Annotated in this window: 23 protein-coding genes and 1 pseudogene; 7 read left to right on the forward strand and 17 right to left on the reverse strand. The window is 48.7% G+C overall.

Annotated features, from left to right (window positions below; all coding sequences use genetic code 11):
- The first annotated feature begins 13 nt into the window (after positions 1–13).
- Positions 14–1348 (forward strand): ATP-binding protein, encoded by a 1335-nt coding sequence (locus tag ACN0VA_RS16145; protein WP_417822157.1) that lies wholly within the window; start codon positions 14–16, stop codon positions 1346–1348.
- Here the strand turns inward: ACN0VA_RS16145 and ACN0VA_RS16150 are convergent.
- Both ACN0VA_RS16150 and ACN0VA_RS16155 read right to left on the reverse strand, forming a co-directional pair.
- Complete coding sequence (locus ACN0VA_RS16150; RefSeq protein ID WP_417822158.1) at positions 1320–4436, reverse strand: PAS domain S-box protein; 3117 nt, start codon at positions 4434–4436, stop codon at positions 1320–1322. The two genes, ACN0VA_RS16145 and ACN0VA_RS16150, sit on opposite strands and share 29 nt — an antisense overlap.
- Positions 4437–4439: 3 nt before the next feature.
- Entirely contained in the window at positions 4440–5582 is a 1143-nt protein-coding gene (locus ACN0VA_RS16155; RefSeq protein ID WP_417822159.1) for a substrate-binding domain-containing protein, read from the reverse strand.
- Between the two features lie 160 nt (positions 5583–5742).
- On the opposite strand from ACN0VA_RS16155, the gene ACN0VA_RS16160 reads away from it, so the two are divergent.
- Positions 5743–6768, forward strand: a complete 1026-nt coding sequence (locus ACN0VA_RS16160) for a hypothetical protein (RefSeq protein WP_417822160.1) — start codon at positions 5743–5745, stop codon at positions 6766–6768.
- Here ACN0VA_RS16160 and ACN0VA_RS16165 read toward each other — a convergent pair.
- The 8 genes from ACN0VA_RS16165 to napF all read right to left on the reverse strand — a co-directional run bounded on the left by ACN0VA_RS16165 (position 6765) and on the right by napF (position 16238).
- On the reverse strand, positions 6765–9767 hold the full coding sequence (locus ACN0VA_RS16165) for an FAD-binding and (Fe-S)-binding domain-containing protein (RefSeq protein ID WP_417822161.1): 3003 nt from the start codon (positions 9765–9767) through the stop codon (positions 6765–6767). The two genes, ACN0VA_RS16160 and ACN0VA_RS16165, sit on opposite strands and share 4 nt — an antisense overlap.
- A 239-nt stretch (positions 9768–10006) precedes the next feature.
- The gene (locus ACN0VA_RS16170; protein WP_417822162.1) at positions 10007–10627 is read right to left on the reverse strand and encodes a NapC/NirT family cytochrome c; all 621 of its coding nucleotides are present in this window, start codon (positions 10625–10627) and stop codon (positions 10007–10009) included.
- A gap of 19 nt (positions 10628–10646) precedes the next feature.
- Positions 10647–11075, reverse strand: coding sequence for a nitrate reductase cytochrome c-type subunit (locus ACN0VA_RS16175; RefSeq protein ID WP_417822163.1), 429 nt, complete (start codon positions 11073–11075; stop codon positions 10647–10649).
- Between the two features lie 20 nt (positions 11076–11095).
- On the reverse strand, positions 11096–12016 hold the full coding sequence (gene napH, locus ACN0VA_RS16180) for a quinol dehydrogenase ferredoxin subunit NapH (protein WP_417822164.1): 921 nt from the start codon (positions 12014–12016) through the stop codon (positions 11096–11098).
- Positions 12013–12834, reverse strand: coding sequence for a ferredoxin-type protein NapG (gene napG, locus ACN0VA_RS16185; RefSeq protein WP_188666259.1), 822 nt, complete (start codon positions 12832–12834; stop codon positions 12013–12015). Before napG ends, napH begins: the two co-directional genes overlap by 4 nt.
- A gap of 35 nt (positions 12835–12869) precedes the next feature.
- Complete coding sequence (gene napA / locus ACN0VA_RS16190; protein ID WP_417822165.1) at positions 12870–15380, reverse strand: nitrate reductase catalytic subunit NapA; 2511 nt, start codon at positions 15378–15380, stop codon at positions 12870–12872.
- Positions 15377–15721 carry a chaperone NapD gene (locus ACN0VA_RS16195; protein WP_417822166.1) on the reverse strand — a complete coding sequence of 115 codons (345 nt, stop codon included), beginning with the start codon at positions 15719–15721 and terminating at the stop codon, positions 15377–15379. Before ACN0VA_RS16195 ends, napA begins: the two co-directional genes overlap by 4 nt.
- Before the next feature lies 1 nt (position 15722).
- Positions 15723–16238: a ferredoxin-type protein NapF gene (napF, locus tag ACN0VA_RS16200; RefSeq protein WP_417822167.1), complete on the reverse strand. Its 516-nt coding sequence runs from the start codon at positions 16236–16238 to the stop codon at positions 15723–15725.
- 195 nt (positions 16239–16433) lie between these two features.
- Between napF and ACN0VA_RS16205 the strand changes: the two genes are divergently transcribed.
- Together ACN0VA_RS16205 and ACN0VA_RS16210 are read left to right on the forward strand one after the other, a co-directional pair.
- A complete protein-coding gene (locus ACN0VA_RS16205) occupies positions 16434–17879 on the forward strand; it encodes an ATP-binding protein (protein ID WP_417822168.1) in 1446 nt (481 codons plus the stop codon).
- 49 nt (positions 17880–17928) lie between these two features.
- Positions 17929–18240: an STAS domain-containing protein gene (locus ACN0VA_RS16210; RefSeq protein WP_417822169.1), complete on the forward strand. Its 312-nt coding sequence runs from the start codon at positions 17929–17931 to the stop codon at positions 18238–18240.
- A 25-nt stretch (positions 18241–18265) separates the two neighbouring features.
- Here ACN0VA_RS16210 and ACN0VA_RS16215 read toward each other — a convergent pair whose 3' ends face one another.
- From ACN0VA_RS16215 to ACN0VA_RS16225, 3 genes are all read right to left on the reverse strand, one after another.
- On the reverse strand, positions 18266–18931 hold the full coding sequence (locus ACN0VA_RS16215; protein ID WP_417822170.1) for a response regulator: 666 nt from the start codon (positions 18929–18931) through the stop codon (positions 18266–18268).
- Between the two features lie 138 nt (positions 18932–19069).
- A complete protein-coding gene (locus ACN0VA_RS16220) occupies positions 19070–20131 on the reverse strand; it encodes a glycosyltransferase family 4 protein (RefSeq protein WP_417822171.1) in 1062 nt (353 codons plus the stop codon).
- Positions 20020–20937 carry a UDP-2,3-diacylglucosamine diphosphatase gene (locus ACN0VA_RS16225; protein ID WP_417822172.1) on the reverse strand — a complete coding sequence of 306 codons (918 nt, stop codon included), beginning with the start codon at positions 20935–20937 and terminating at the stop codon, positions 20020–20022. The genes ACN0VA_RS16220 and ACN0VA_RS16225 overlap by 112 nt, the downstream gene beginning before the upstream one ends.
- Before the next feature lie 115 nt (positions 20938–21052).
- On the opposite strand from ACN0VA_RS16225, the gene ACN0VA_RS16230 reads away from it, so the two are divergent.
- Positions 21053–21976: a diacylglycerol/lipid kinase family protein gene (locus tag ACN0VA_RS16230; protein WP_417822173.1), complete on the forward strand. Its 924-nt coding sequence runs from the start codon at positions 21053–21055 to the stop codon at positions 21974–21976.
- Here ACN0VA_RS16230 and ACN0VA_RS16235 read toward each other — a convergent pair.
- The 3 genes from ACN0VA_RS16235 to ACN0VA_RS16245 are packed head-to-tail and all read right to left on the reverse strand — an operon-like array spanning position 21942 to position 25057.
- A complete protein-coding gene (locus ACN0VA_RS16235) occupies positions 21942–23774 on the reverse strand; it encodes an SLC13 family permease (protein WP_417822174.1) in 1833 nt (610 codons plus the stop codon). The two genes, ACN0VA_RS16230 and ACN0VA_RS16235, sit on opposite strands and share 35 nt — an antisense overlap.
- Positions 23774–24376, reverse strand: coding sequence for a TIGR04282 family arsenosugar biosynthesis glycosyltransferase (locus ACN0VA_RS16240; RefSeq protein WP_417822175.1), 603 nt, complete (start codon positions 24374–24376; stop codon positions 23774–23776). Before ACN0VA_RS16240 ends, ACN0VA_RS16235 begins: the two co-directional genes overlap by 1 nt.
- Before the next feature lie 9 nt (positions 24377–24385).
- Entirely contained in the window at positions 24386–25057 is a 672-nt protein-coding gene (locus ACN0VA_RS16245; protein ID WP_417822176.1) for a TIGR04283 family arsenosugar biosynthesis glycosyltransferase, read from the reverse strand.
- An 85-nt stretch (positions 25058–25142) separates the two neighbouring features.
- Between ACN0VA_RS16245 and ACN0VA_RS16250 the strand changes: the two genes are divergently transcribed.
- Complete coding sequence (locus ACN0VA_RS16250) at positions 25143–25754, forward strand: ribonuclease HII (protein WP_417822177.1); 612 nt, start codon at positions 25143–25145, stop codon at positions 25752–25754.
- A 1-nt stretch (position 25755) separates the two neighbouring features.
- Positions 25756–26277 carry a dihydrofolate reductase family protein gene (locus tag ACN0VA_RS16255; protein WP_417822178.1) on the forward strand — a complete coding sequence of 174 codons (522 nt, stop codon included), beginning with the start codon at positions 25756–25758 and terminating at the stop codon, positions 26275–26277.
- 34 nt (positions 26278–26311) lie between these two features.
- Here ACN0VA_RS16255 and ACN0VA_RS16260 read toward each other — a convergent pair.
- Positions 26312–26554, reverse strand: a pseudogene (locus tag ACN0VA_RS16260) (amino acid ABC transporter ATP-binding protein); the annotation flags it as partial.

The following is a 26554-nucleotide window of genomic DNA, read 5'->3' on the forward strand; positions in this document are numbered from 1 at the left end:
AAACGGAAAAATCATGGGACAAAACCAGCCGCCGCATAATCCACTGGAATTGAACGACGGGCAGGAACATGCTTGGGTCGAAGTCATTCAGAAAATGGACGAAGTCTATTCTGACCTGCTGGAACGCGAAGTCGATCTGGAAAACAAAAATGCGGAACTCGAAGAAGCCCATGATTTCATCGATAGTATTTTAGAGGCCATGTCCGATGTCGTCATTGTCTGTGACCGGGTCGGGCGGGTCGTCAAAGTCAACGGCCCCTTGCTGGAACGCACAGGCTTTGAGGAAGCCGAACTGTTTGGACGGCCAATTTCCGTTCTTCTGGGGCAACAATTTGAAGAACGTTTTCGCAAGTTGATCCCGCCGACCAAAAGCAAAAACCTGCAGGATTATGAAACCAAACTTCAACATAAAAACCCTGATATTTCTGAATATGTATCGGTGAATTGCAGTTTGCACAAAACCGCCAGAGGGCAAGTTGACGGTCTGGTCATTGTCGGGCGCCCCATCGGGGAATTGCGCCAAGCCTATGACGATTTAAACAAGGCGCATGTCGAACTGAAAACCGCACAACATCATCTTTTGCAATCTGAAAAAATGGCCTCTATTGGTCGTCTGGTTGCCGGTGTCGCCCATGAACTGAACAATCCGATCAGTTTTCTGTATGGCAATGTACACAGCATGGAACGTTACAGCCAAAAAATGCGGACCTATATTGAAACATTACGCGAAGAACTACCTGTTTCGGTCCGTCAAAAACTGGATGAAGACTTAAAAATCAAACGCCTGCTGGATGACCTGCCCAATTTGTTGGCAGGCACGCGTGAAGGGGCCGAGCGGGTCAGCGAAATTGTTAATAACCTGCGCCGCCTATCGTTTCGCGAGGGCAAAACGAAGGACTGCGTCGATATCTGTGATGTCATTAAAACGGCGGTTCTTTTTGCCAGCAAGGGGCGTGCAAGCAACCATCCGATCGAGCTTGACCTCAGTAATGATTTATATGTCGAAGGATCAGCAAACAGACTGCATCAGGTCATTCTGAACTTAGTTGAAAATGCCCTTGATGCCTCCAGCGCACAACCAGACACCCCGATTATCGTCCGTGCTGAAAAACATAACGCAAACGTAAATATTTACGTACGGGATTGCGGAAACGGTGTTTCAGATGACGACCTTCACCGCATCTTTGACCCGTTTTTCACCACCAAGCCGGTCGGTCAGGGGACGGGATTGGGTCTTTGGATTTCATATGAAATTGTGCAGGACCATAAGGGGCATATTTCTGTCCACAACCACACAAACGGCGGGGCAGAATTTAAAGTCAGCTTACCTGTGTATGCTTGCGAATAAGATCGAAAACATCCTTCAAATGAATGGGCTTGGACAGATAATCTGCAAACCCGACAGTCTGCGCACGGGCAATATCGGCACGCATCGCCTGCGCCGTCACCGCAATAATGGGGAAATCACCAATTTGTTGTTTCTGGCGTAAGATTTCCATCATATCCCAACCGCTCATCCTCGGCAGGTTGATATCTAAAAACAACAAATCCACATCATGTGTTTCAATATAAGCCAACCCCTCTTCTGCTGTGCGCTTGATAATCAATTCAATATTCGGGGATTGGGCCAATGCATCCTGCATGAGGGTACTGTTGCTGGGATTGTCTTCGACATATAGGATACTCAGTGTGCGTTTTAAAACCGGATTGACGGTTTCTATTCCATGGAACGCTGTGAATCCCTTGCGCCTGTCAATCAACGCCTGTTTATAAACGGGCAGACGGAACCAAAAACAACTTCCTTCACCGGGGCTACTGTCCACACCCAACTCGCCCCCCATCAGACCGACAAGTTTATCCGTAATCGCCAAACCGATCCCGGTTCCCTCAATCTCACTAAATTCTGCATTCAACCGATTAAAAGGAACAAACAGTTCTTCCTTTTTCTTCGGGTCAATCCCCGGTCCGGTGTCGATAACATTGAACTGTACCATATCCAGATCTGCATCATATGCGCATGTAAAGCGAACAAGACCTTGGTCTTTATTATATTTGATGGCATTCCCACCCAAATTGACCAACACCTGTTTTAAACGGGTGAAATCCGCATAAATCATCGTGGTATTGTCTTCGGTTATTTCATTTATCAATTGAATACCACGATCACGGGCCAGCCCATCCAACAGATCAATGACATCTTCCATCACATTATATGGATTAACCGGCTCAAGTGAGATTTCAACTTTGCGGGCTTCAATCTTTGCTAAATCCAAAATTTCATTAATCAGATTAAGTAAGTGATTACCCGCTTTCAGAATTTGGTTGATAAACTCTTTCTGACTGTCCTGTAGTTGGTTGCCTTTCGGCATCAAAAGAAGCTGCGCAAACCCAAGAATACCATTTAACGGGGTACGGAGTTCGTGGCTCATAGAGGATAGGAATTCCGTTTTCGCCTGACTTGCATTTTCCGCTTCTTCCTTGGCGGTTTGCAATTCTTGCGCACGCAGATAATCTTCCGTCACATCGCGACCGGATCCACGATACCCCAGAAAATCACCTGCCAATGAATTGAAAACCGGTTTACCACTGATCCGAAAGACACGTTTATCCCCATGACGGTTTTTCAATGTATATTCAAATGCCCGAAAGGGTTCGCGCCTCTCCAACGCTTCTAAATGCGCCCGCCATTTTGGTTGCAGGCAGTCTTCCGGCGTCAACCCGATCAGTTCTTCACGTGTTTTCCCCATGATTTCTTCTTCGAGAAAACCCGAAACCATCATCGCTTTATCCGACATATAGCTGAATCGCAAATCCGGGCCCATTTCCCAGAACCAATCGGAGGAAGCTTCCGCAATATCACGGAAACGTTCCTCGCTGTTGCGTAACTCAGCTTCGATCTGACGACGCTCGACAATTTCGTCTTCCAAGGCTCGTGTGCGATTGGCAACGCGACGTTCCAGTTCCTCGTTAATGCGGTGTAATTCTTTTTCCGCATGTTTGCGTTGTGTAATATCCAGACCTTGCGCCAATACGGTCGCAACAGATCCATCCTGATGAAAGGCAACCGGTGAAATACTCCAAGTGATATAATTTATTTGGCCTGTTTTGAAATTGCGATGTGCCATTTCCCAACCGTCGATCACCTCTCCGTTCAAGGAACGTTCAAGAACGCTTATCTTACGTTCAGACTCATCAGCTTGCGAAATCGCCCCCATAATATCCTGAATATCCGGTTTTTGGTCCCCATCCACGACAAAACCCATCATCCGTTCGGCTGCACGATTAAATTTGGTCATTCTGCCCTGCTCATCCCACACGATAATCGGAGAGGGGGCCAAGTCGATTAAATTGGTCAAATAACGTTCATTTTCATGGATGGTCGTAACCATGTTGCCAACGACGTCGCCCAAACGGTTAAATTCCAGCACCGGTCCCGCCTGAAATAGCGCCGTCCGATCCCCTTTGTTGACCTGATCAGCATAAGCCGTTAATCGCAAGGTGCTATTGCGCATCAAGCGACGGATCATATAGGCAATGCATAAGGCCGTAATCAACGCCCCGACGACCAGCAAAATACCGCTCATGCGGTATTCCTGCATCAAGTCAATTGCCGTATCGCGGCGCATGAACGTAATAACGTTCAGTTTCACACCGCCATTTACACCGACCTGAATATCCTGAGATGCCCCAACATAATCGTTAACTTTCAGAATATCTTTATTCGCCTTTTGCGTGAGGGCCAGAACCTCTGCATCTGCCATATGTTGACCAAAGGAATCGTTACCAGCCTTTACCAGAAGGCGTTCCCCATTTGTCAGGTACAGCCGGGCGACATCCGCAGCATCCATCAAACGTTTTGAAAACTGAATATTCTCTGTCAGAGCCAAAGCCACAAACGCGGACCCGATTACCTGCCCATATTGCCCCTCAATCAAGGGGACACTGTAAACCAGTGCCATTGTCTGTGACGCCGCATCCAATTCCACCAATGACCATTTTTGAAAAACACGCGGTGTACTTGGATAGATTTTATGTGTGAATTTGCTGAGAGGGCTGAGAAGGGAACTCGCATCACCAACAATCTTGCCTTGTTGATTGGTGACAATCAGAATATCCAGATCGCGCATTTCATCCGATTGCATCACATCGAACAGGAAATTTTCAACATCCGGCTTTCCACCATTTTCAACCGCCTGAATAAGAGGCTGCAAATCTGACAAAAGCGAGACACGCGCCGCAATTTGAGAGAGCGTCTCATTCAGATTCAACTGGACAATACGATGGCGATAATCAAACGACTGGCGAATCTCATGGTCAATCAGACGCTGTGCCGACAAATAACTTGAAATGCCAAATAAGGCCGAAACACTCAACACCCCGCCAAAAGAGAGGGCAAGGATAAATGTACTCAACCGAAAGCCTTTATTATTATTCATTCTTTATTTTTGCCCGTCGAAGGTAACCACTTGATCGGTTTTGGTACGCCAATGATCCGAATATCGAAAAGCGCGGTTTCTCAGTTCTTGCAGATAGTGCGCCTCCATCCCTTTCTCAATCAAAATCATATCCCCGGAATAAATTGTCGGCACCAGAGCTGATTTTCCATTTTGGTCCAAAGAAATCGCGTCTGCCATAGCAACCCCGTTATCATCATTCATACGCATGACAGTGAACTCCAGTTCTCCTTTTAAAATTGCCTGTAATTCAGCTTCACCGCCACCCCAGCCGTTGACAACCAAGTCATCCAATCGTCCCAATTCTTTGGCTGCATCAATGATGCCAAGGGCAATATCGGTAGAGCAGGCAAAAATATACGGAAGCTTTTTATGTTTTTGCAAGGTCTTCAGGGCTGCCTGTTTCGACTTTTCCCGGTTGAAACCCAAATAGAAGGAATCAACGACCTGCGCTTGTCCGTACATTTCGCTTTCCATCTGAAATGTGCCACCCCGCATCGCGCTCACATACCCTTGGGTGCCATAAAACATCGCGTATTGCGTCTTAGGTGGAAATATTTTCACAAATTTGGCGCTTAACAAGCTGCTGCCCAATGCATGATCAAATCCGACATACAGGAACGGTTGTTGATCCCCCCACGCCCGAACCGGAGTTGTGATATTTTGCAAAATCAGTTTAGGACGTCCACGGGCCATAATACGTTCAATGATGGAACGATGGCGAAAAGCATCCAATGTAAAAATCAGATAATCGGGATCTGTTTCCAAAGCTTGCGCGATTTGTTTTTCCTGTAAACGAAGATCGACCCCAGGTTCGGTAAAATTGGGGTAGATTTCATAAGGTAAATTATGTTCGCGCAAGCGCGCTTCCAACGAAGACACACTGCGCCACCAATAATCGCTGACCTGTTTACCGGGATAAACAACCGCGACTTTAACCGTTTTTTTTAAACCTTGCTCAGGCACAGCGTCTGCCCGCACCATTGCAGAAAACGTAGCCGCCTTTTGACGCTGTTCCGGATGTAAGGACATATATTCTTTATAGGTCCAGTAACCGGTGCCTTCCGTCTGTGCAGATAGGTTGCCACTGAAAAACAGAATGGCAACCAACCATAAAACACGCCTCATTTCTCCGCTCCCCTCACAATGCGAATACGAGTTGCGTCATTCCTTCCCCTTGGAATTTTATAATCTGGAACCCAGTATAACTGTAAATATCATTGCAGGCAGGCACTTTTTTATTAAAATGTTAGAATAACTTGTTGAAGCCGTAACGCCGGATGTTCAAATGACAGAAAATGCAGGCACGATCAGACAGGCTTGGCACTCAAAGCGTGCACGCCAAGGAACATGGGCTCTGGCACTTTGTGCCTATGCCCTTTTACTCTGTTTGGGCAGCTACCTGCGCCTTCAGGAACAGGACTTTCGACAAACGAACATCATACAAAATACGCGGATGCTTGCCTCAACTGTTCTCAGTACCGGAGGGGAAAGCGACGATATTTTGCTTCGTGTCAACGACTTGTTGAATGTCGACAGTGTTTTAGGCGTTAAATTGTTACAAGGTGGTGATAGCCCCTTAAGTGTTGGCGAAACCCAAAATGATTTTCCCGCACACAACACCACCCAAAACGTTTTGGTACAATGGGACGATCTGTTTGAAAAAGCCGATGTCGCCTTACGTTTAGATGAAAACCTGCCTTATGACTGGCTTATCCTTAGACTGGACGGCACCCGCCTGAGCCCTGCTCCACATTGGGGAACTCTTGTAAACTGGGTCGCGGCCCCCCTTATCGCTGGCCTGCTGGCTGTCTTGAATTTATGGCTGTGGGGTAAAATGCACCTGCGCCCGATGCAGGCTATTCAAAACCATTTACAAGAACATAGCGGCAAACTGGCCAGCACCCCACTGCCACAAGAATTAACAAAAGGCAAAGACCATACCGCCTTATTGGCTCGCCAGATTGAAGCCATGCGCGTTGAAGTCAGCGACGCAAAGGCAAAATCGGATTTTCAGGCGCGCTTTCTACACGAAACACCTTATGCACTCCTGCGGTGTTCGGTTAATCGTAAAGTTCTCTATGCCAACAGTGCCGCACGCGCACAACAGGCTCTGTTTGGCGATGACAGTAAGGAATTTATCGCCCCGGCCCTGTCTGAGTTAGTGCGCAAGGCGTTTTACGAGTCCAAAGAGGTGTTCGGCGATATCCGCAACAAAGACCATATCATCACATTTCGTGCAGTTCCCGTACTGGATGCCGGATATGTCAACCTGTACGGGGAAGCCAAACGCCATATGGATGACGATATTTAACCCTTTAACAACTGAACCAAGGCCTCAACCGGGTGTTTCGGTTTGAAGTCCCCATAACGTTTGGTCTGACATCGACAGGAAAAACCGGTGGCAAGCATTTGACCCGGTCCGGCTTTCGCTGCCTTTTCTTTCCAGCTCATATCATAAAGCTTTTTTGATATTTCTTCATTATCGGCTTCATGGCCAAACATGCCTGACATCCCGCAACAGCCTGTCTTTTCAATCCGCAAAGACTGATTGAACGTTTTAAAGATCTCGCTCCATTGCTTCGGTGTCTCTGGCAAGGAGGTCTTTTCCGTACAATGTGCAAACAGGGCAAATTCCCCTTCTTGCACATGTGCAGGCACCTGCCAATGGCCCGCAATCATTTGTGCATGCAGCCATTCATGGAACTGAAAGACCGTATAATCCGGTCGATTGGCAAGGCGTTGATTATATTCTTGGCGGAACATCAGGGTGACGGCGGCTTCAATCCCGACCATATCAATCCCGCAAGTGGCAATATGCAGGTAATACATATCATTATCTGCCGCCAGTTGGTCAAATTCCTTCAGGAACCCTTTGACATGCAACGGTTTACCGTTGGGACGATAAGGCGCCACATAGACCGTATATCCAAGATTTGCCAACAAATCATAATGCGCCAGCACAACATCCACATCATAATGCGTGGTAAACGTATCCTGTAATAAAACAACCGAACGGGCCTTTTCTTCTGTCGATAAGGTGCGCATGGCATCCAGATCAAAGGCAGGTGCACCTCGTTGTTTAAGGCCTGCCTGTACAGTATTGCGACAGACTTTCGGTAAATCAATCAAGCCAAACCCATGACGCATAAAGGCTTTTACCGGTGGCAGGGATTGCCCCAGATTGGTCAAGGTTGCAAATTTCTGGGTAAGGGGCGCAAGTTTTTCAAGTCGGGCCACCAGCCAATCTCGTTTTGGGCGGCTGTAACGTTCATGGTAGGCTTGCAGGAACTGAGCCTTCATTTCCGGGATATCCACTTTGACCGGACATTGGGTCGCGCATGTCTTACACGACAGGCATGTTTTCATGGCCTCATAGACATCAATATTGAAATCTTTGCCTTCTGCCAACGCATTGGGGGCATCTGACTTGTCTGCTTCTGTGCGTAAACGCAACCATTCACGCAACAACCCGGCCCGCCCTTTCGGCGATTGGACACGATCGCGCGTTGCCTTGTAGCTTGGACACATTGGGTCAAAGGCATCCCATGTAAAACAGGCCCCGTTCCCATTACATAACGTTGCTTTTGGATAAGCTTCTTTCAGTTTTTCATCCAATGTGCGGTCGATTTGACCACGCAAGACCGCCTTGTCAATCGCCGTCAGTTCCACATCCGCCATTGTGTAAGGTGTCGCGATTTTACCCGGATTAAACAGGTTATAGGGATCGAATGCCGCTTTGATCTTGCGCAGCTCGTCATACAGTTTGGGACCAAAGAATTTCGGGGAATATTCCCCGCGAAAACCTTTGCCATGTTCCCCCCACAACAGACCGCCATATTTTTTGGTCAGATCCGCCACACCGTCGGAGATTTCGCGCAGTTTGGGTTCGTCCATGAGATCGGTCAGGTCCAGTGTTGGGCGCACATGTAAGCACCCCACATCGGCATGACCAAACATACCGTAATCAACCCCGTGGCTGTCCAGAAGACTGCGAAATTCCCGAATATAAGGTGCAAGATTTTCTGGGGGAACGGCGGTATCTTCAACAAACGGGATTGCACGGCGTTTGCCCTGTAACGCCCCCAGCAATCCAACAGATTTTTTGCGCATTTCCCAAAGGGCAGAAATCTGTGCGCCATCCGACGTTGCCCGCCAACCGGTCGCTTGCCCTTCCAGCTCCGATGCCTCATCCAAAATTTTTTCAAGTTTGGCGATTTGGGCATCGACTTCGTCTTGGGAATTACCGACAAATTCAACAAAGTTCATACCCATGACCGGGGGTTCCCCCGCAACACCGCCCAGCATATCGCCCACTTGCGTCCAGATAATATCATCTTGGGCCAGCATCATAATCTTATCGTCTACAACCTCAACCGCAGCCGGATCCGCTTTCAGGATCAACTGCACGCCTTCCAATGCCTCGTTAAAGGTTTTGTAGCGAACGGTGACCAGCCCTTTGTTTTTGGGCAACGCAATAACACGGAACGTCAATTTTTGTGTAAAACACAGCGACCCTTCTGAACCAGCCAGCAGATAGGATAAGTTGAACGTCCCGTTATTATCCAACGCATGTTGCAGGTTATATCCGGTCAAACCCCGGTTCATTTTCGGAAAGGTCTGTTCGATCAGTTCTTCGTTTTCGATAATACTTTCATAAGCTTGGCGATGGATATGGCCGACAATATCGTGACGCGCCATCACTTCCGTCATCTCATCGGCATTTAAAGGGCGCGATGTCCAGCTTTGCCCGCCACTAAGCACAACATCCATTTCCTCGATATAATCAGATGTTTTGCCATAAATGCGCGACCCCTTGCCCGATGCATCCGTCCCGGTCATCCCAGCCAAGGTGGCCCGTGACGAGGTCGAAACTGCCGGCGGAAAGAAATAACCTTTTTCTTTAAGAAACGCGTTTAACTGATCCAGCACCACACCCGGCTGCACTGTCACCAGTTTCTTTTCCTCATCAAACGCGATGATATTGTTCATATGTTTGGAGGTATCGACAACCACGCCTTTATTCAGCGATTGTCCGTTGGTTCCGGTGCCGCCACCGCGCGGAGCAAATGAAATGCCGCGAAAATCATCATCGGCGCCCAGTTCGGCAATAACGTTCAAATCGCCTTCGCATGCTGGATAGACAACGGCCTGCGGCATCACCTGATAAACGGAATTATCGGTCGCACTGAGCAGACGGGTTGGATAATCAGCATGGATTTCGCCCTTAAATGACGATTTTTCCAGCGCCTTCAAAAAACGCAATGTTACATCATCAAGACCACGGGCAGGTGTCAGAACCGGAAGCATCATAAATACCATTTCAATCAGACATTATTTGGCACAAATCGCACATAACATCGTGTTACAAGCTTGTCGTCTGCCTATGGATATACGCCGATTGGGTATTTTTTTAAACAGTAAAAAAAGCATCGGCCCTCTCGATTTTTCTGGAAAAACCTGTGAGAGGGCCGACTAAGATGACGACATTAACGCTGAGGGGGTGAGAATAACGTCAAAGGACGCCATCTGTTCGCCTTCAGCCAACGCCTTTAGTGTGCTTGGTTCAGCTCTTCTTCAGCGCTAAAAGCATTCGCCGGGAGTTCGTGTGCGATCCCTTTGTGGCAATCGATACAGGTTTGACCTGCCTCTTGTGCCTCAAGGTGACGGTTTCGCGCACGGGAATTCTGAGCCATGACATCCATAGCCATGAAATTGTGACAGTTACGACATTCGCGGCTATCGGTTTCTTTCATGGTTTGCCAGACACGCTTGGCCATCGTCAGACGATGTCCTTCAAATTTCTCGCGTGTATCCACGGTTCCGAGAATTTTATGCAGGACTTCATTTGACGCCTGGATTTTACGTTTCATCTTATGGATCCACGGACGCGGAACGTGACAATCCGGACAGGTTGCACGGACACCGGACGCATTGGTGTCATGAACCGTACCCGTATATTCACGATAGACGTTTTGTTCCATCTCGTGACAAGACAGGCAGAACGTTTCCGTGTTCGTGACCTCAAGGGCCCAGTTGAAACTCCCCCAAAAGACAACACCGAGGATCAAGCCGACAAAGAGCAGCATGCCCGCCGATGTCGTCTTGCTTGGCCTTCTCAACAAAGCCCAGATGCGGTTGAAAAAGCCGCCTTTTTCTTCAAGTTCACTCATAATAAGTTCCCTTCAGGCTTTATTCTGAGAAAGTGTTTTCCACCAGCGGCTTCGCATCCACTTGCGGTACGTGACATTGTGTGCAGAACCAGCGACCCGGAACAACATCATCCAACGGCTGACCGGTACGGTGATCCTTGTAATGGGTCTCACTGATTTTCGGTGCGCCTTCTTTGGCGGCATACTGCCAGTTATGGCAACGCATGCACTGATTGACCTTCAGATTGATTTGATATTTTTCAATCTTGTGCGGGATCAGCGGCGGTTGCTGACGGTAATTTTGCGGAACCCGCCCGTCTTCAACCACATGATTAATTGTTGCAGCAGAGTTGGTTTCTTTCAAATCCACCTGTCCGCGTAAGCTCGTTACGTTCCCCGCGATTGCATTTGCCATAAGTAGAATGGCAACGGCAAAAACGGCGACTACTGGAATTAGGACTCGTTTCACAGTCATATCTCCTTCAAGTCTCATGCCGCCCGTTGGGTGCCGTCCTCGGCACTCCCCTCATTCGGGCGGACATCATCCAATTTATTTCTAGTTCGAAGCGAAAATTCAAAAACGTCTTCAGAGCAGACATCCAGACAGCGACCACAATTTGTGCAATCACCGGACAGGATGATCGGACCCCGATTGTCCTTTTCCCCTTTAAGCGCGGGCGAAATGACATGAGACTCCGGACAGACGGCATAACAATCCATACAGTCGTTACAAGCCTTGCGTTTGGAAGCACTGACTTTCAGGATGCTGACTTTCCCCAGCAATCCATAAAAAGCCCCGACCGGACACAATCGGGAACACCAAATACGGTCCCCCCCGACAAGTTCGATCAAGAACAAGGCCCCTGAAACCAGTCCAACGGATGCGAAAGCCCCAAACACAATGGCACGATGTAACATCGTCACCGGGTTGACGAACTCCCACGCAATGGTACCTGTCAGGGCGGATGTGACAAACACAGCCCCCATCGTCCATAGCGCCGTTGAACGGTCCAAACGGACACCTGTTTTCTTCCATCCCAATTTCCGACGCAACCAACTGGCCGTATCAGAAATAATATTGACAGGACATACCCAGGAACAAAAGACACGACCACCCAGCAAAAAGTAGGCAGCAGCGACGATCACAGCACCAATAATGGCGTTGGTTTCCATGACATGTCCCGTCACAAGGGACTGCAAGAAGATGAACGGATCCGTCAGCGGCAAGACATCCAAAGTCATGCTTGACGCCAAAGTTCCCTTCACCAACCAGAACCCCGTCAACGGACCGACGAGGAAAGCGGCAATGAACAGAATTTGAGACAAACGTCTCAGGATTAGCCACTTATGGGCGGCTAACCAGCCTTTTTGTTCAACGGCGGCTGCACCGGGATTTTGCATTTTACTCATGGCTTAAACCCCTTATAGCCGCCGGTTGCCGATTTCTCCGGGAAACCGGACGGTTCGGGATTGTAACCTCGATCCGGTAGATCGATAATCCCTTGTCCCTCAATGAGAGACTCGCCCTTATTGCCTTTTTCAACCCAGCCCCAGCGATAATGGGCACCCAGTTCGCCCAATGCAATGCGTTCGGGTAAAACACGGATAGCCGTCTTTTCCAATACGCACGCATGTTCGCATTTGCCACAACCAGTACATTTATCACTATGTACGGTCGGGATGAAAATTGCGTGTTTCCCGGTTCGTTCGTTGGCGGAACGTTCCAGTGTAATTGCCTCTTCGATCAGAGGGCAGACGCGGTAACATACGTCACAGCGCAGCCCTTGAAAGTTGAGACAAGTCTCATGGCCGACCAACACAGCGATACCCATTTTTGCATCGTCAATATTGGTCAGCGATTTGTCCAGGGCCCCTGTGGGACAAGCAACAACGCACGGTATGTCGTCACACATTTCACACGGAATTGTGCGTGCAACAAACAGCGGCGTGCCACTGACCACAGAACTGCCCATATCGGCCAAACTCAACGTGTCGTAAGGGCAATCCCTCACACACAAACCACAGCGAACACAAGCCGACAAAAAGTCCGCTTCTGCCGTCGCACCCGGTGGCCGGATGGCGTCGGCAGGAAGCTTACCTTCGGCTTCTGCGACCACTGAGCCGAGGGCCAGACCAAACAGTCCGGCGCCACATACCCCTTTGGCGGCATCCCCTAAGAAGTCCCTTCTCGAGACCTTATTTTTCTTATTAGGTGTTTTCTCTGCCATGGCTCTCACCCCCTTCAAAGGAGGACAGTTAACGTTTAAGCTTTCTCGATTTTACAAGCGCATTTTTTGAAGTCCGTTTCTTTGGATAGCGGATCAGTTGCATCCAAAGTCAACTTGTTCACAAGTGCACTTTCATCAAACCACGGAATGAAGACGAGGCCTTCCGGCACGCGGTTCCGGCCACGTGTTTCCACACGAAGCTGAATTTCACCACGACGCGAGGAGACTTTGACTTCTTGACCACGGCGCAAACCGCGTTTTTTGGCATCTGCCGGATGCATAAACACAACAGCAGACGGGAACGCACGGTGCAATTCAGGCACACGACGCGTCATAGAACCGGAATGCCAATGTTCGAGAACACGACCGGTACAGAGCCAAAGATCAAATTCTTGATCCGGGCTTTCCGCAGCAGCTTCATACGGTGCAAAGATGATATTGGCTTTGCCATCCGGCTTACCGTAGAACTTCACACCTTCGCCAGCCTTCACATGCGGATCGTATCCTTCACGGAAACGCCACAAGGTTTCTTTGCCGTCGATCACAGGCCAGCGGATCCCGCGGGCACGGTGATACATCTCAAACGGTGCCATTTCATGGCCTTTCTTGAGAATATCAGCCGCCGAGTTAAACAGACGATATTCCTCAAACAGACCTTTTTGAACGTAGTAACCGAAATGTTCAGACTCATCATTATCATAAACATTACCAGCATGATCGGTGACTTTTTCAACCGGGAACTCATTGACTTGACCATTTTCGTACAGAACTTCGTACATGGTTTTGCCACGGTGTTCCGGCATTTTTGCCAACAGATCTTCCGGCCAGACTTCTTCAATTTGGAAACGTTTGGCAAATTCCATCACCTGCCACAAATCGGACTTGGCTTCACCCGGTGCAGTAACCTGTTGGCGCCAGAACTGGGTGCGGCGTTCCGCGTTCCCGTAAGCCCCTTCTTTTTCCATCCACATGGCTGTCGGCAGGATCAAATCAGCCGCCAAAGCCGTTACGGTCGGATAAGGATCGGACACGGCGATAAAGTTTTCAGGGTTACGATAGCCCGGATAACTTTCTTCGTTCATGTTCGGTGAAGCTTGCATGTTGTTGGTACATTGTACCCAGTATGCATTCAGCTTGCCGTCTTTCAACATACGGTGCTGCAACACAGCGTGGTAACCCGGTTTACCCGGAATAGTCCCTTCCGGCAGTTTCCAAACTTTTTCTGCAAACTTACGGTGCGGTTCTTTCATAACCACCAAATCAGCAGGCAAGCGGTGTGCGAACGTCCCGACTTCACGGGCTGTCCCACAGGCTGACGGCTGACCTGTCAGTGAGAACGGGCTGTTGCCGGGTTCTGAAATTTTACCCATCAACAGGTGAACGTTATAAAGCAGGCCATTGACCCAGACACCACGCGTATGCTGGTTGAAACCCATTGTCCAATAAGAAGACACTTTACGGTTCGGATCAGCGTAAGCTTGTGCCAGCTTAACCAATTGATTTTTCGGCACACCTGACAACTCAGATGCATAATCCAATGTATATTTGGAAACGGATTCAGCATATTCTTCAAAAGAAATTTTGTTGAATTTACCTTTACCCGGATTGGCCGCCGCTTTTTCCAGCGGATGCTCAGGGCGCAGACCGTAACCAATATCTTCGGTTGTCGCATTGAAGTTCACATGCTTATTGATGAAATCTTCATTATAAGCTTTGTTTTCAATGATATAGTTCGCGATATAGTTCAAAATCGCCAAATCGGTTTGCGGCGTAAAGACCATACCGTTATCGGCCAGTTCGAAACAACGATGCTCGTAAGTGGACAACACATGCACTTCACATCCCGGCTTGGTCAGACGAGTATTCGTCAAACGTGACCACAGGATCGGGTGCATTTCCGCCATATTCGCACCCCAAAGGACGAATGTGTCGGCATGTTCCAAATCATCATAACAACCCATCGGCTCATCAATACCGAAGTGACGCATAAACGCCCCTACGGCAGACGCCATGCAGTGACGCGCGTTCGGATCAAGGTTGTTTGAACGGAAACCCGCTTTCATCAATTTAGAAGCGGCATAACCTTCAAAGATCGTCCATTGACCGGAACCGAACATCCCGACAGAGGTCGGGCCTTTCTTTTTCAGGGCTTCTTTCCATTTTTCAGCCATGATGTCGAAAGCTTCGTCCCAGCTTACGGGTTCGAAGTCGCCGTTTTTGTCATATTTGCCATTTGTCTTACGCAGCAAAGGCTGGGTCAAACGGTCTTTACCGTACATAATTTTGGACAGGAAATAGCCCTTAATACAGTTCAAACCTTTGTTCACCGGTGCATCCGGGTCACCCTGTGTCGCAACGATACGGCCTTCACGTGTTCCGATGAGAACACCACAGCCTGTACCACAAAAACGACATGCCCCTTTGTCCCAACGAATTGTATTGGGCATTGCGGCTTCGGCAGTTTTGGCGGGTAGAGAAATGCCGGCCACGGCAGCAGTCGCTGCAGCAGCATTGGCCTTCATAAATTCGCGCCTGGTCAGTTTCATGAGGAAACCCCCTCCGTTTCAAGCGAGTCTTGTGATTCAAATTGGTGATAAACGAGTGAACTGTTCATAACGCCGGGAGTGCGATCCACTTTCGTGATCATTTCCGCCGCTAAACAATCCTCGGTATCTTCGATGGTGATGACCAACCGGCCATCTTCTGTTTCGGCATGAACTTCCACGCCGTCCAGTTCGTCCAATGCAGCACGTACTGCCGCCATTTGGCCTTCGGCCACATGAGCAAGCAATCCGCAAACATTAAACGGCTTTTCCGGTGAAGGCAGAGCGCCCGGCACCGTGGCAAGTTCTTGGTCTTCAGATAAAAAACGACTGTTTACCTTCAAATCAATTTGCCCCCTCTTTATAAGACGCAGGCATCAGTGTGATCGCATCGGCCGGACAAGACGCAATACAGGCACCACAGCCCGTACAGAGATCTTTATCCAAATGCAAAGACGCCACACTGCCCGGCGTCGGTCTGAAAAAAATGGCACGGGGTTCGCATTGATCGTCGCAAGCCCGACATTCAATCCCCTTCATCGCTAAACATTTCCCCTCAATTGAAATATGCAGCGACCAGGGGGTTTGCGGGTCCAAAACAACCAGTGCCCCATCCGCACAAGCAACAACACAGTCACGACAAAAAGTGCATTCCCCTTTCGAGAAATCCACTTCAGCGAGATTTGTATTGTCGATTGTCAATATACCTTCAGGACAAGCACGCACGCACTCGCCACAGCCAGTGCATTTTTTTGCGAACGCGTCACCCGGCACAGACCAAGGCGGGCGGATTGCATCCTCCCGACCGGTCAAACCGGAACGTCCGAACAAAAGTGTTCGTCTCGAAACTACATCTTTCATGGGACCCCCTCCCATTACCCAAAATTCATACTTTGGATGTAAAAAGTGGTACCACAATTCAGACTCAAAGGCAAGGAAATCAGGTACTTAAGTTGTGGTTCATTAGAGTTATTACATTAAGTTTTATAAGGTCTTAAAGGTAATACCCCTTCAAAAAACCTAGGAATTATTCCAATCGTAACGTATAAGAATTCCATGAACAGATTGACAAAACCCGACGAAGAAAACCCCGGTTTATGGATGACAAAGCGCTATCTTTTTGCGCTTGTTGCCATCGCGATTCTTGCCACATCCGCCTTCGGCACCGTTGGCTTATTGATTGCAGAACACAAAAGCACACTCTCTGTCGTCAACATTTCAGGGCGCCAGCGTATGCTGTCACAACGCACCGCCCTTTTCGTGGCGCAATTGGCCTCGGCACGCGACAGCAAACAGCAAGAAAAGTTTCGTAAAGATTTACGGCAATCCACCATGCAACTGGAACAGGCTCATCTTGCCCTGACAGGGCGCGCCAACGCCATTAATATGTCGATCGATATGACACCGGAAGCCCGTCGGCGCTATTTTAAAGGGGCCTACCCCCTGAACGCCCAAATGCGCGGTTATATCAAAGTCCTGCATGATATTCTTGAAATGGACGGCGCAAAGCTGACGCCTGATCATCCATCCGTCCAGTTTGTGTTGGAAGTTGCCCCCGGCGAATTGGTGCATGGCCTTGATTCAATGGTAAAGTTTTATCAGGAAGAAGGGGAGAAAGCTTTTGATTTCCTCAAACTTCTGGAAGCCATTTTCCTGACACTGACTCTTTTAATCCTAAGTGTCGAAGCTTTTTTCATCTTCCGCCCGATGGTGCGTCATGTTTCCACACAGATGAGACGAATTAAGGCCTTTTCCCTTCATCTGGAAGAAACCGTTGCCCAGCGTACACGGCAACTGGAAGAAGCCCGGAAATCTGCAGAACAGGCAAACGAAGCCAAATCCAAGTTTCTGGCAGCGGCCGGCCATGACCTCAAACAACCATTAGAAGCCATCGGCATGTTTTCCGGCATGTTGGAACGTCGTATGCCGGATGCGCGCAGTGCCGCCATTATGAAAGACATGCATGATGCGCAACGCTCCATGCGCAGCCTACTCGACTCGATCCTTTCCTTATCAAAACTGGAAGCCGGGGTCATTCAACCCAATCCTTGCACGTTCGAAGTCCAACCCCTTCTGGATCAGCTCACCCGTCAATATCGCGCCCTGGCCCAAAACAAAGGGCTGGAGTTCCGCGTCGTCCCTTCACAAAAGGTCCTTTATACAGACCCCTTGTTGCTGGAACGGATTTTGCGCAACTTTCTTTCCAACGCCGTGCGCTACACCAAGGAAGGGCGCATACTTCTCGGCTGTCGCACAACCTCAAAAGGGTTATGCATTGAAGTCTGGGATACGGGATCCGGGATACCCAGCGAAGGGATGGAAAATATTTTCACCGAATTTTCACAACTCGACGACCCGGAAAGAGATCGCAGCGAAGGCATCGGACTAGGCCTCGCCATTGTTAAACGTCTGGCCAGCCTATTGGAACTTGAAATCTCGTGTAGTTCAATTGTTGGCAAAGGATCTAAATTTGCGGTTGTTTTTCCACCCGAGCAGTTTTAAGCTAGAGCATATTAGATATTTAGAATAATAACAAAACTGGGGAACCTCGATGGACTTTCAACAACAATGGATGGATGCCGCCCAAACCCGCTTGTCCTTCGTCCTTGATGGCAAATTGGTTTTTGGACAATTTGAAGAACTGCAAAGCCTTGTTTTCGAGTTGAAGAAAAACCCGCCCAAACATATTACGTTTGATCTAACCGACGTTGATATGATTGACAGTTCGGGTCTTGGCCTGCTGATTATTGCAAATGAATTGACCGGTGAACAACGGAACGTCACTCTGGTCAATCCAAACGCCCAAGTGCGTCACCTGTTTGACATTTGCGAAATTGACAAGCTTATGGTGATTGAAGGCTAATTAAATAAGTGCTGTCGGTAAAAACTTACTTGCCGACAACACTTTGGAATTTCAAAACGGCCTGAGTACGGTTTTCCACATCAAGCGCGCGTAAAATCGCGGTGACATGGCTTTTAACGGTACTTAAGTTCAAATCCAGCCGTTCGCCAATTTCTTGATTGGACAGACCTTCTGCCAACAGCGCAAGAACTTCACGCTGGCGTCGAGTTAAACCGGGGAAGATTTCCTTTGTCAGCAAACGCCCCTTTAGGCCCTGATCTTCAGCCTCATTGCTGTGACGCTCTGTTGTTAATCCCCCTAAAACGGGTGGCACATACGACCCACCAGATAAGACAAGTTTCAAGATTGTGGCAATCAACCCATCATCTGTTGTTTTGGGGATATAGGCGCGCACACCCGCAGCCAGCACGGCGCGCATTTCATCCGGGTCTTCTGAGACCGTAAAGACACAAACCGGTGTCGGGGCAACCCGTTCAACCACACGACCAATCGCTTGCCCGTTTCCGTCCATACCCGGCATGCGCAAGTCCAGCATCACCAGATCAAACCCATCCGGATTGCTGTCCAAAGCAGCGAAAATATCACTATTGTTGCGGGCTTCCACAACAACCAGATCGGGCGTAAGTTCGGATAGAACATATTTCAACGCCGTACGAACGATGGAATGATCGTCAGCCAATAGTACTTTCACAACAGGTACCTTTTTGTGCGTAAAGTGGTTTCCTATCGCTACATTTAGCACTACTCATATAGTATAGGAAAGCATTTCTCATACCCAAAGGACATGTTTTTTAATTTATTGAAACTCAAAACTAATCCAAAGTAGGAATTAGGACGGGTTTGAGGCCACCGCATCCTGCGTATTTTTCGACCAGCAGAGAAAATCTTCAGGATCAAACAGCACCAGATTTTGTAAAAACATCGCTGTACAGGTCTCCCACGAGAAATCCAGCGCATATTCACGACAGCCTTCCCCGTCAATTTCCAAGGCCCCCAGACAGGCTTTCTTTAAATCATAATCCAGACAACCGACTGGCGCCCGACCGATCACATCACGCGGACCGGTCACCGGGTATGCCGCCACCGGCACACCGCAGGCCAAAGCTTCCAATATCACAAGGCCGAACGTATCGGTTAGACTGGGAAAGACAAAAACATCACCGGATGCGTAATGTCGTGCAAGTTCCTCGCCTTCTTTCATACCCGTGAAGTGGACATCGCGATAACGGGCTTTCAATTGATCCAACTGCGGCCCATCCCCAACCACAACTTTGCTGCCGGGCAAATCAAGATCGAGGAAAGCCTCAATATTCTTTTCAATCGCCACCCGTCCGACATATATAAAAATCGGGCCTTTCAAATGGGCAAACATTTTATCTTTGCGCGGTATAAACAGATCAGTATTGATCCCACGCGTCCATGTCACCACATTTTCAAACCCCTGTTCGCGCAATTCATCACGCAAAGACTTGGTCGCCGTCATAATTGCCCGACTGGGTCGATGAAACCATTTCATAATCTGATTGGTATAGCGTGCCGGAATATTTGTTCGCGCCTCGACATATTCGGGAAAGCGGGTGTGAAATGCGGTTGTGAAAGGGATTTTATAGCGAACGCAGAATTTACGGGCGGCTATACCCAAGGGACCTTCCGTCGAAATATGAATCGCAGTGGGTCGAAATTCCCGGATCAAACGGGACATTTTTCGGGCAGGAAAAAGCGAAAGGCGAATTTCCGGATAAGACGGACACGCCATTGTGCGAAATTCCTGCGGGGAAATCAGCCGGACGTCGATGCCTTGGATTTGAAGATGTTTAATAAGGGACTGATGCGTTCTAACAACGCCATTGATTTGCGGGAGCCACGCATCTGTGACGATGAGGAGACGCATATTTTATCCTCTATTTCTTTTTTGATATAAGACGGCGGGCCCATCCAGTAGATAATTTCCAGACGCCCGTCAGCATGCTCGACCAAGGCAGAACAACTCTCCACCCAGTCACCGTCATTGCAGTATAAAACACCGTCAATATCGCGGATTTCCGGGTGATGAATATGCCCGCACACAATTCCGTCGATATCACGTTTGCGGGCAACTTCAGCCAAGGCTGTTTCAAAATCGGCAATAAATTGCACAGCATTTTTGACTTTGAATTTCAAATAGGCGGACAACGACCAATAACCATATCCAAATTTCGCCCGCACCCAGTTGAAATAATCATTAACCTTCAAGGCAACGCCGTACGCACCATCCCCCAAAACAGCCAGCCATTTGGCATATTTCACCACAACATCAAATTCATCGCCGTGAATGACCAGTAACTTTTTACCATCCGCTGTTTCATGGACCATTTCGTCATGGACCTGAATATCGCCGAAATCATGTTCCACATAAGGGCGAACAAAGGCGTCATGGTTGCCGGGAATAAAAACAACATTTGTCCCTTTGCGCGCTTTGCGCAGGATTTTTTGCACGACATCATTATGACTTTGCGGCCAATACCATGATCGACGCAAACGCCAACCATCAACGATATCGCCCACCAGATACAAATTTTCAGATTCCGTCTGCTTCAAAAAATCCAGCAAATAATCTGCCTTGCATCCTGCTGTCCCCAAATGTATATCGGAGATGAAAATCGATCTGTATTTCTTCGGATTTACGCCCGCATCCATCTGTCCCGCCATATTTTCCATTTCGGCAACAAAACCGCATTAAAAGCGAAATACTTTATTGGCACCTTTTTACGCACGAAGGCTTGCAGCTTTGTGACCACATTTTGAATCTTTTATTGCAAGGGGAGGCTCCATTATGGCCATTCACGACCAACGCATTAAAGTCATCCATAATCCGGTTGCCGGTGGTCGAAACCGCAAAAGATTGCGAATTGCCTTGCAAGCCCTGCGAAAACACGCCTCTAAAGTCAAAGTCAGCCCAACCAAATATGCCGGACACGGCATTAAACGCGCCGATAAAGCCATCAATCGAAAACCGGATAAAATCCCTTATGACATTATTTGTGCCGCAGGCGGGGACGGCACCATTGCCGAAGTCGCCAATGGGATGCGGGGAAGTGATTGCCCCTTGCTTGTCCTGCCATTGGGCACGGCCAATGTCTTTGCCCGGGAACTGGGCCTTGGTACATCCATGCGCAAAATTGCCGCGATGGTGGAAACATTGCACCCCAAACAGGTCTATCCCGGATTAATGGGGGATAAGCGCTTTATTATGATGGTCGGGGTCGGGATCGACTCATTGTCCGTTGCCTCACTGGAAACCAGTTTAAAAAGACGGATCGGCGGGGCGGCTTATGTCGTTGCCGCCCTCAAGGCCATCAAACGCATGAAAGAATTGGACCTGAACGTCAGCGTCGATGGGGCAAGTTATGAAACAGCCAACGTTATCGTGACAAACGGGCGTCTTTACGGTGGTCCCTTCACCCTGTCACCGAATGCCACCTTGGAAGAACCGGTTTTTCATGTGGTCATGCTCCATAAAAAGGGGCTTTGGGCCGCTTTGCGTTATGGATTGGCCTTGGTAATGGGACGCCTGCCCTACTTAAAAGACGTCACCATCACCAAAGGCACGCATGTGCGTATTGAAAGCAAAAATGCCCTGCCGGTTCAGGCCGATGGGGATTATGTCGGCATGCTCCCCGTCGAGGTACGCGTCGATAGCTTTCCCTTAACTGTACTGGCCCCTAGAACCCATACATCTGAGGCAGCAGAAAGCTGAAAACCGCCCATAAAAGAACGGACAGAGGAAGGCCAACACGCACGAAATCCGTAAATTCATACCCCCCGGCACTCATCACCAATAAATTGGTTTTATAGGCCATCGGGGTTACGAAACTTAAATTTGCCCCAAACAAAACCGCAAGGATAAACGGTTCTGCGGGCAGCCCCAGCTGACGGGCGATATTAATCGCAATCGGCGTTCCAATAACCGCTGCCGCATTGTTGGACACAATATTGGTCAAAACCGCCATAACCAGCATCAACCCTGACAAAATAAAGGGCGGTGAGCTCCCTGCGCTGACGGCCAAAAATAATTTTGCCATAAAATCCGCGCCACCTGTCTGTAACAACGCACTGCCCAAGGCCAAACTGGCAACAACAATCAAAATCACCCGCGTGTTCAACGCGTGTGCCGCATCCTGCCATGTCATGCAACGGCTTATCAGCATCAATAAAATGCCGCAAACGGCACTAATTGCAATCGGCATCAGGCCAAAGGCGGCGGCAGCCACAACCCCCAGCATAATCACTGTTGCAATTGGTGCACGGCTTGTACGCGGCAAATCACTGGTGGCATCCAATACCAAAACATGCCCGCTTTTCTTAAGCTCGGCTAATTTTTCCTGTGTCCCCTGAACCAGTAAAACATCCCCGGTGCGCAAGATCATATTGCCAATATCATCTTGCAAAACCTGTGTTTTATGACCCGGTCTATGCAGGGCCAAAATCACCAACTGATAGCGATCAGCAAAACGAATATCGGATAAAACCGCACCTTGTAACGAGGATCCTTGCGTGACAACAACTTCCGCAATTTGCTGACCTTCCGCGCGTAACGGATTATCCTCATCAATGGGGGAATCATCATCACGATAAAGGCTCATCCCCAGCACTTCTTCAAAATCTTTCAGATTGTCCGGTGTATCACGAACCGCCAAACGATCGCCTGCACGCAATAGAGCATCCGGTAAGGGGCGGACAACTTTGTCCTCATCACGCAAAATCTCCAACACCTGCAACTTGTTACCTGACTTTTCCCGCACGTCGGAAAATGTTTTTCCTGCGGCAAAACCATCTTCGTCGACATGTAAATGCGCTTCAAAAATACGTGGGGAGAAATCCCCCAGAGGCGTTTCGCGTTTCGGTAAAATACGCGGGGCGACCAACCACAAAAACAAAATCGCAACGCCCCCCGCAATAACAGCCGGAACAACAAAATCAAACATACCGAAATGAATATTGCCCACATCATTAGCAACAGAAACCACCAGCAGGTTTGTTGACGTGCCGATCGTCGTGCTCATCCCGCCAATTAACGTGGCAAACCCCATCGGCATCAACATACCGGATGGTGACTTGCCTGTACGATGTCCAATACTGATTAAAATCGGCAATAACAAAACCACAATCGGCACATTGTTCACAAATGCACTGAAAACCGCACTGATCAATAAAGTCAGCAGAAGCGAGAACGAAGGGCTGATATTCCAGGCTTTTGCCAACAAACGGCCCAACGGTTCCAATGCACCGGTGCGCACAAGCCCCTGACCAACAATCATCAGGGCACATACCGCGATCAACGCCTCATGCCCAAACCCCTTGAAAAACTCGATCGCGTGTAAACGCTCACCTTCCACATAATAAGGGTAGACTTCAAAACCAACCAGAAGGATTGTCAAAATCGCCAGACTTGATGTTTCAAGTGCAATCCGTTCACGGGTAAACAAAATGAGCGCGCAGACCATCAGAATGAGAACAAATATCCCATGCATATCCGGTAAACTGACCGATGCCATTAAAAAGCTCCTCGTTCTTTGTCTTGCCATTTTTTAAGGTCATTCAAGGTATCAATGTCATCTAAAACATCAATAAAACCGACCTTGGCTGTTTTCAGATTTGCCAAACAATCCTGTAATGTTGCCGGGTGGGACCACCGCACTTTCTTGCGATAAGGGTTGACCTTTGCCCCATGTCGTTTCAAACCGACCAGCCAAAACCCACCATCTGTACATGGGCCGAACACCGCATCCTGACAACCCAACAGGCGAAACGCCTTTCGAATATGGGCGGGGCGAATATCAGGAATATCAGTCCCCACAACAATAAACGGCCCCGGTGGTAATGTTTGGGTGGGTCGCCACATACGTGCGCCCAAATCACCCGCTCCCTGTTTCATCCATTTTATATGTTGAACCGGAAAGCATCGTTTGGGCGCATCATCCGGGCTGATCGCCAACCAGGTTGTCCAGCTTTTGTCCGCGGATAATCTTTTGGTCATAAGTGATAACATACGACGATAAAAAACCCATGCAGGCACCCTACCCATATCGCGTGCCAACCGGGTTTTCACCCGCCCGATGCGAGGGTTTTTGGCAAAGATGATCAAATGTTTCTGCACGAGGCGCGCTTACTCATATAATTTCACAATTGTATGAGGCGATAATCCCAAGAAATAAAGACTTAAACAAGTTGCATTTCGCACGACACGCCGCCCATAGCCATTTTGCTGATATTTCGCAGCCGATGTGACTGCGACACTCGACAAGGGATATAAATTCTTTTTCCCGATCCGGCGTGCAAGATCAACATCTTCCATCAACGGCATATCACGAAACCCGCCAATTCGCTCATAATGATCACGCGAAATCAACAGGCCCTGATCCCCATAGGGCAGGCCCAACACACGACTGCGCCATGCCACAATTTTTTCCAAACGCCGGGCCGACAGGGTGTCATCATCCAAAGCGAATGAAAAATATCCGGCCCGATGGTTGGCGTTACATTGCGCAATAAATGCACAGACATCCGCCCCCCATCCCGCTTGTAGCACTGTATCGCTATGTAAAAATAACATCCAATCCCCGGATGCGTGCACCGCCCCGAAACGCAGTTGCGTTCCGCGTCCTTTGGGGCAAGAAACCACCTGATCAGCATAACGTCTGGCAATTTCAACCGTTCCATCACACGACCCGCCATCCACCACAATAATTTCACGGGCATAAGGCGGTGGCACCAGTCTTTCAAGTGTTTTTTCCAGACCCGCTGCACTGTTATAGGTTGGGATGATAATACTAAGCATGTTACATCATAAGACAGTTTGACATGAGTGTAGTTTACAAAATTACATTTGCATGACTGTGAGCTTAAACACACCTGAGAAAAAAATGCCTGATTTCAGCCTCGAAAACCAACATCCCGGCCTTGTCTGCGGTGTAGACGAAGCCGGGCGCGGCCCTTGGGCCGGTCCTGTTACCGCCGCCTGTGTTCTTTTCAATCAAGAGACATTATCCCCCGATCTCGCACAGGCCTTAAACGATTCAAAAAAGCTCTCCCCAAAAAAACGCGAAAGCCTAATCGATCGGATCAAGGCAGAAAGCATCTGGGCTGTTGGCGAAGCAAGTGTCGAAGAAATTGATGCCGTCAATATCCTTCAAGCCACATATCTTGCCATGACTAGGGCAGTTGACAACCTGCCCCAAAAACCTGATTTCATCCTCATTGACGGGAATAAAATTCCACCGTCCCTTGATATTCCCGCCCAAGCCATTGTGAAAGGGGACGGCCTGTCCTGTTCAATCGCGGCCGCCTCTATCATTGCCAAGGTAACACGAGATCACCAAATGGCTGAACTCGCAAAAGAGTACCCCCACTACGGTTGGGAAAAGAACGCTGGTTACGGTGTCAAATTGCATCAAGAAGGCCTTGCCCGTCACGGGGTCAGCCCTCATCACCGCAAAAATTTTAAACCCATAAAAGCAATTTTAGGAATAGATTGAAATGACCATACGCGGCTATATCGCAACCAGTGCTGACGGTTTTATTGCAGATCAAAACGGGCAAGTGGACTGGCTCACACCTTTTCAAGATGTGGATTTTGGCTACAACGCATTCATCAGCCAAATCAAGACCGTGGTGATGGGACGAAAAACGTACGAACACTCATTGGAACTAGCTCAAGGCTGGCCTTATCCAGAACAACAAGGCATTGTCCTGACCTCCACCCCCATCCATAACCCGCCTACACAAGTTAGCGCTTGGCATAATGGCATTGAAAAACTGGTCGAACATCTACGTACACAGGTTTCCGGTGATTGTTGGATTGTGGGCGGTGCGCAACTTCAAACCCGCCTCATTGAATTAGGCGCACTGGATCGCTTGGAACTTTTTATTATTCCTGTTTTTTTAGGAAGTGGCATACCGCTTTATCAATCAGATAAAGTTCAACAAACGTTTGACTTACAGGATACGCAAACATTTGATCGCGGAATTGTTAAACTCGACTACTGTTTGAAAAAATAAGCCCCCGTCGCGGTGACGGAGGCTCATCCTTTGATCAATGCCCAATAATCTGGCTTAAGAACTCCTGAGTTCTTGGTTCTTGTGGATTGTTGAAGAACTCGTGAGGTTCGTTTTCTTCAACGATCTGTCCATCCGCCATGAAGATGACGCGGTCAGCGACCGTTTTGGCAAAGCCCATTTCGTGTGTCACACACAGCATAGTCATGCCTTCTTCGGCCAGTTGTACCATCGTATCCAGCACTTCCTTGATCATTTCTGGATCAAGCGCCGAGGTCGG

The sequence above is a fragment of the Terasakiella sp. genome (assembly GCF_048267425.1).
Classification (GTDB): domain Bacteria; phylum Pseudomonadota; class Alphaproteobacteria; order Rhodospirillales; family Terasakiellaceae; genus Terasakiella.

Bases quoted from the DNA above. Each gene is read 5' to 3' on its own strand.
- napF (WP_417822167.1), bottom strand. From the start codon at position 16,238: ATGAAAGATGTAGTTTCGAGACGAACACTTTTGTTCGGACGTTCCGGT.
- ACN0VA_RS16250 (WP_417822177.1), top strand. From the start codon at position 25,143: ATGCCTGATTTCAGCCTCGAAAACCAACATCCCGGCCTTGTCTGCGGT.
- napA (WP_417822165.1), bottom strand. From the start codon at position 15,380: ATGAAACTGACCAGGCGCGAATTTATGAAGGCCAATGCTGCTGCAGCG.
- napH (WP_417822164.1), bottom strand. From the start codon at position 12,016: ATGAGTAAAATGCAAAATCCCGGTGCAGCCGCCGTTGAACAAAAAGGC.
- ACN0VA_RS16255 (WP_417822178.1), top strand. From the start codon at position 25,756: ATGACCATACGCGGCTATATCGCAACCAGTGCTGACGGTTTTATTGCA.
- ACN0VA_RS16235 (WP_417822174.1), bottom strand. From the start codon at position 23,774: ATGGCATCGGTCAGTTTACCGGATATGCATGGGATATTTGTTCTCATT.
- ACN0VA_RS16145 (WP_417822157.1), top strand. From the start codon at position 14: ATGGGACAAAACCAGCCGCCGCATAATCCACTGGAATTGAACGACGGG.
- ACN0VA_RS16150 (WP_417822158.1), bottom strand. From the start codon at position 4,436: ATGAATAATAATAAAGGCTTTCGGTTGAGTACATTTATCCTTGCCCTC.
- napG (WP_188666259.1), bottom strand. From the start codon at position 12,834: ATGGCAGAGAAAACACCTAATAAGAAAAATAAGGTCTCGAGAAGGGAC.
- ACN0VA_RS16205 (WP_417822168.1), top strand. From the start codon at position 16,434: ATGAACAGATTGACAAAACCCGACGAAGAAAACCCCGGTTTATGGATG.
- ACN0VA_RS16245 (WP_417822176.1), bottom strand. From the start codon at position 25,057: ATGCTTAGTATTATCATCCCAACCTATAACAGTGCAGCGGGTCTGGAA.
- ACN0VA_RS16165 (WP_417822161.1), bottom strand. From the start codon at position 9,767: ATGATGCTTCCGGTTCTGACACCTGCCCGTGGTCTTGATGATGTAACA.
- ACN0VA_RS16155 (WP_417822159.1), bottom strand. From the start codon at position 5,582: ATGAGGCGTGTTTTATGGTTGGTTGCCATTCTGTTTTTCAGTGGCAAC.
- ACN0VA_RS16170 (WP_417822162.1), bottom strand. From the start codon at position 10,627: ATGAGTGAACTTGAAGAAAAAGGCGGCTTTTTCAACCGCATCTGGGCT.
- ACN0VA_RS16160 (WP_417822160.1), top strand. From the start codon at position 5,743: ATGACAGAAAATGCAGGCACGATCAGACAGGCTTGGCACTCAAAGCGT.
- ACN0VA_RS16220 (WP_417822171.1), bottom strand. From the start codon at position 20,131: ATGCGTCTCCTCATCGTCACAGATGCGTGGCTCCCGCAAATCAATGGC.
- ACN0VA_RS16210 (WP_417822169.1), top strand. From the start codon at position 17,929: ATGGACTTTCAACAACAATGGATGGATGCCGCCCAAACCCGCTTGTCC.
- ACN0VA_RS16230 (WP_417822173.1), top strand. From the start codon at position 21,053: ATGGCCATTCACGACCAACGCATTAAAGTCATCCATAATCCGGTTGCC.
- ACN0VA_RS16225 (WP_417822172.1), bottom strand. From the start codon at position 20,937: ATGGAAAATATGGCGGGACAGATGGATGCGGGCGTAAATCCGAAGAAA.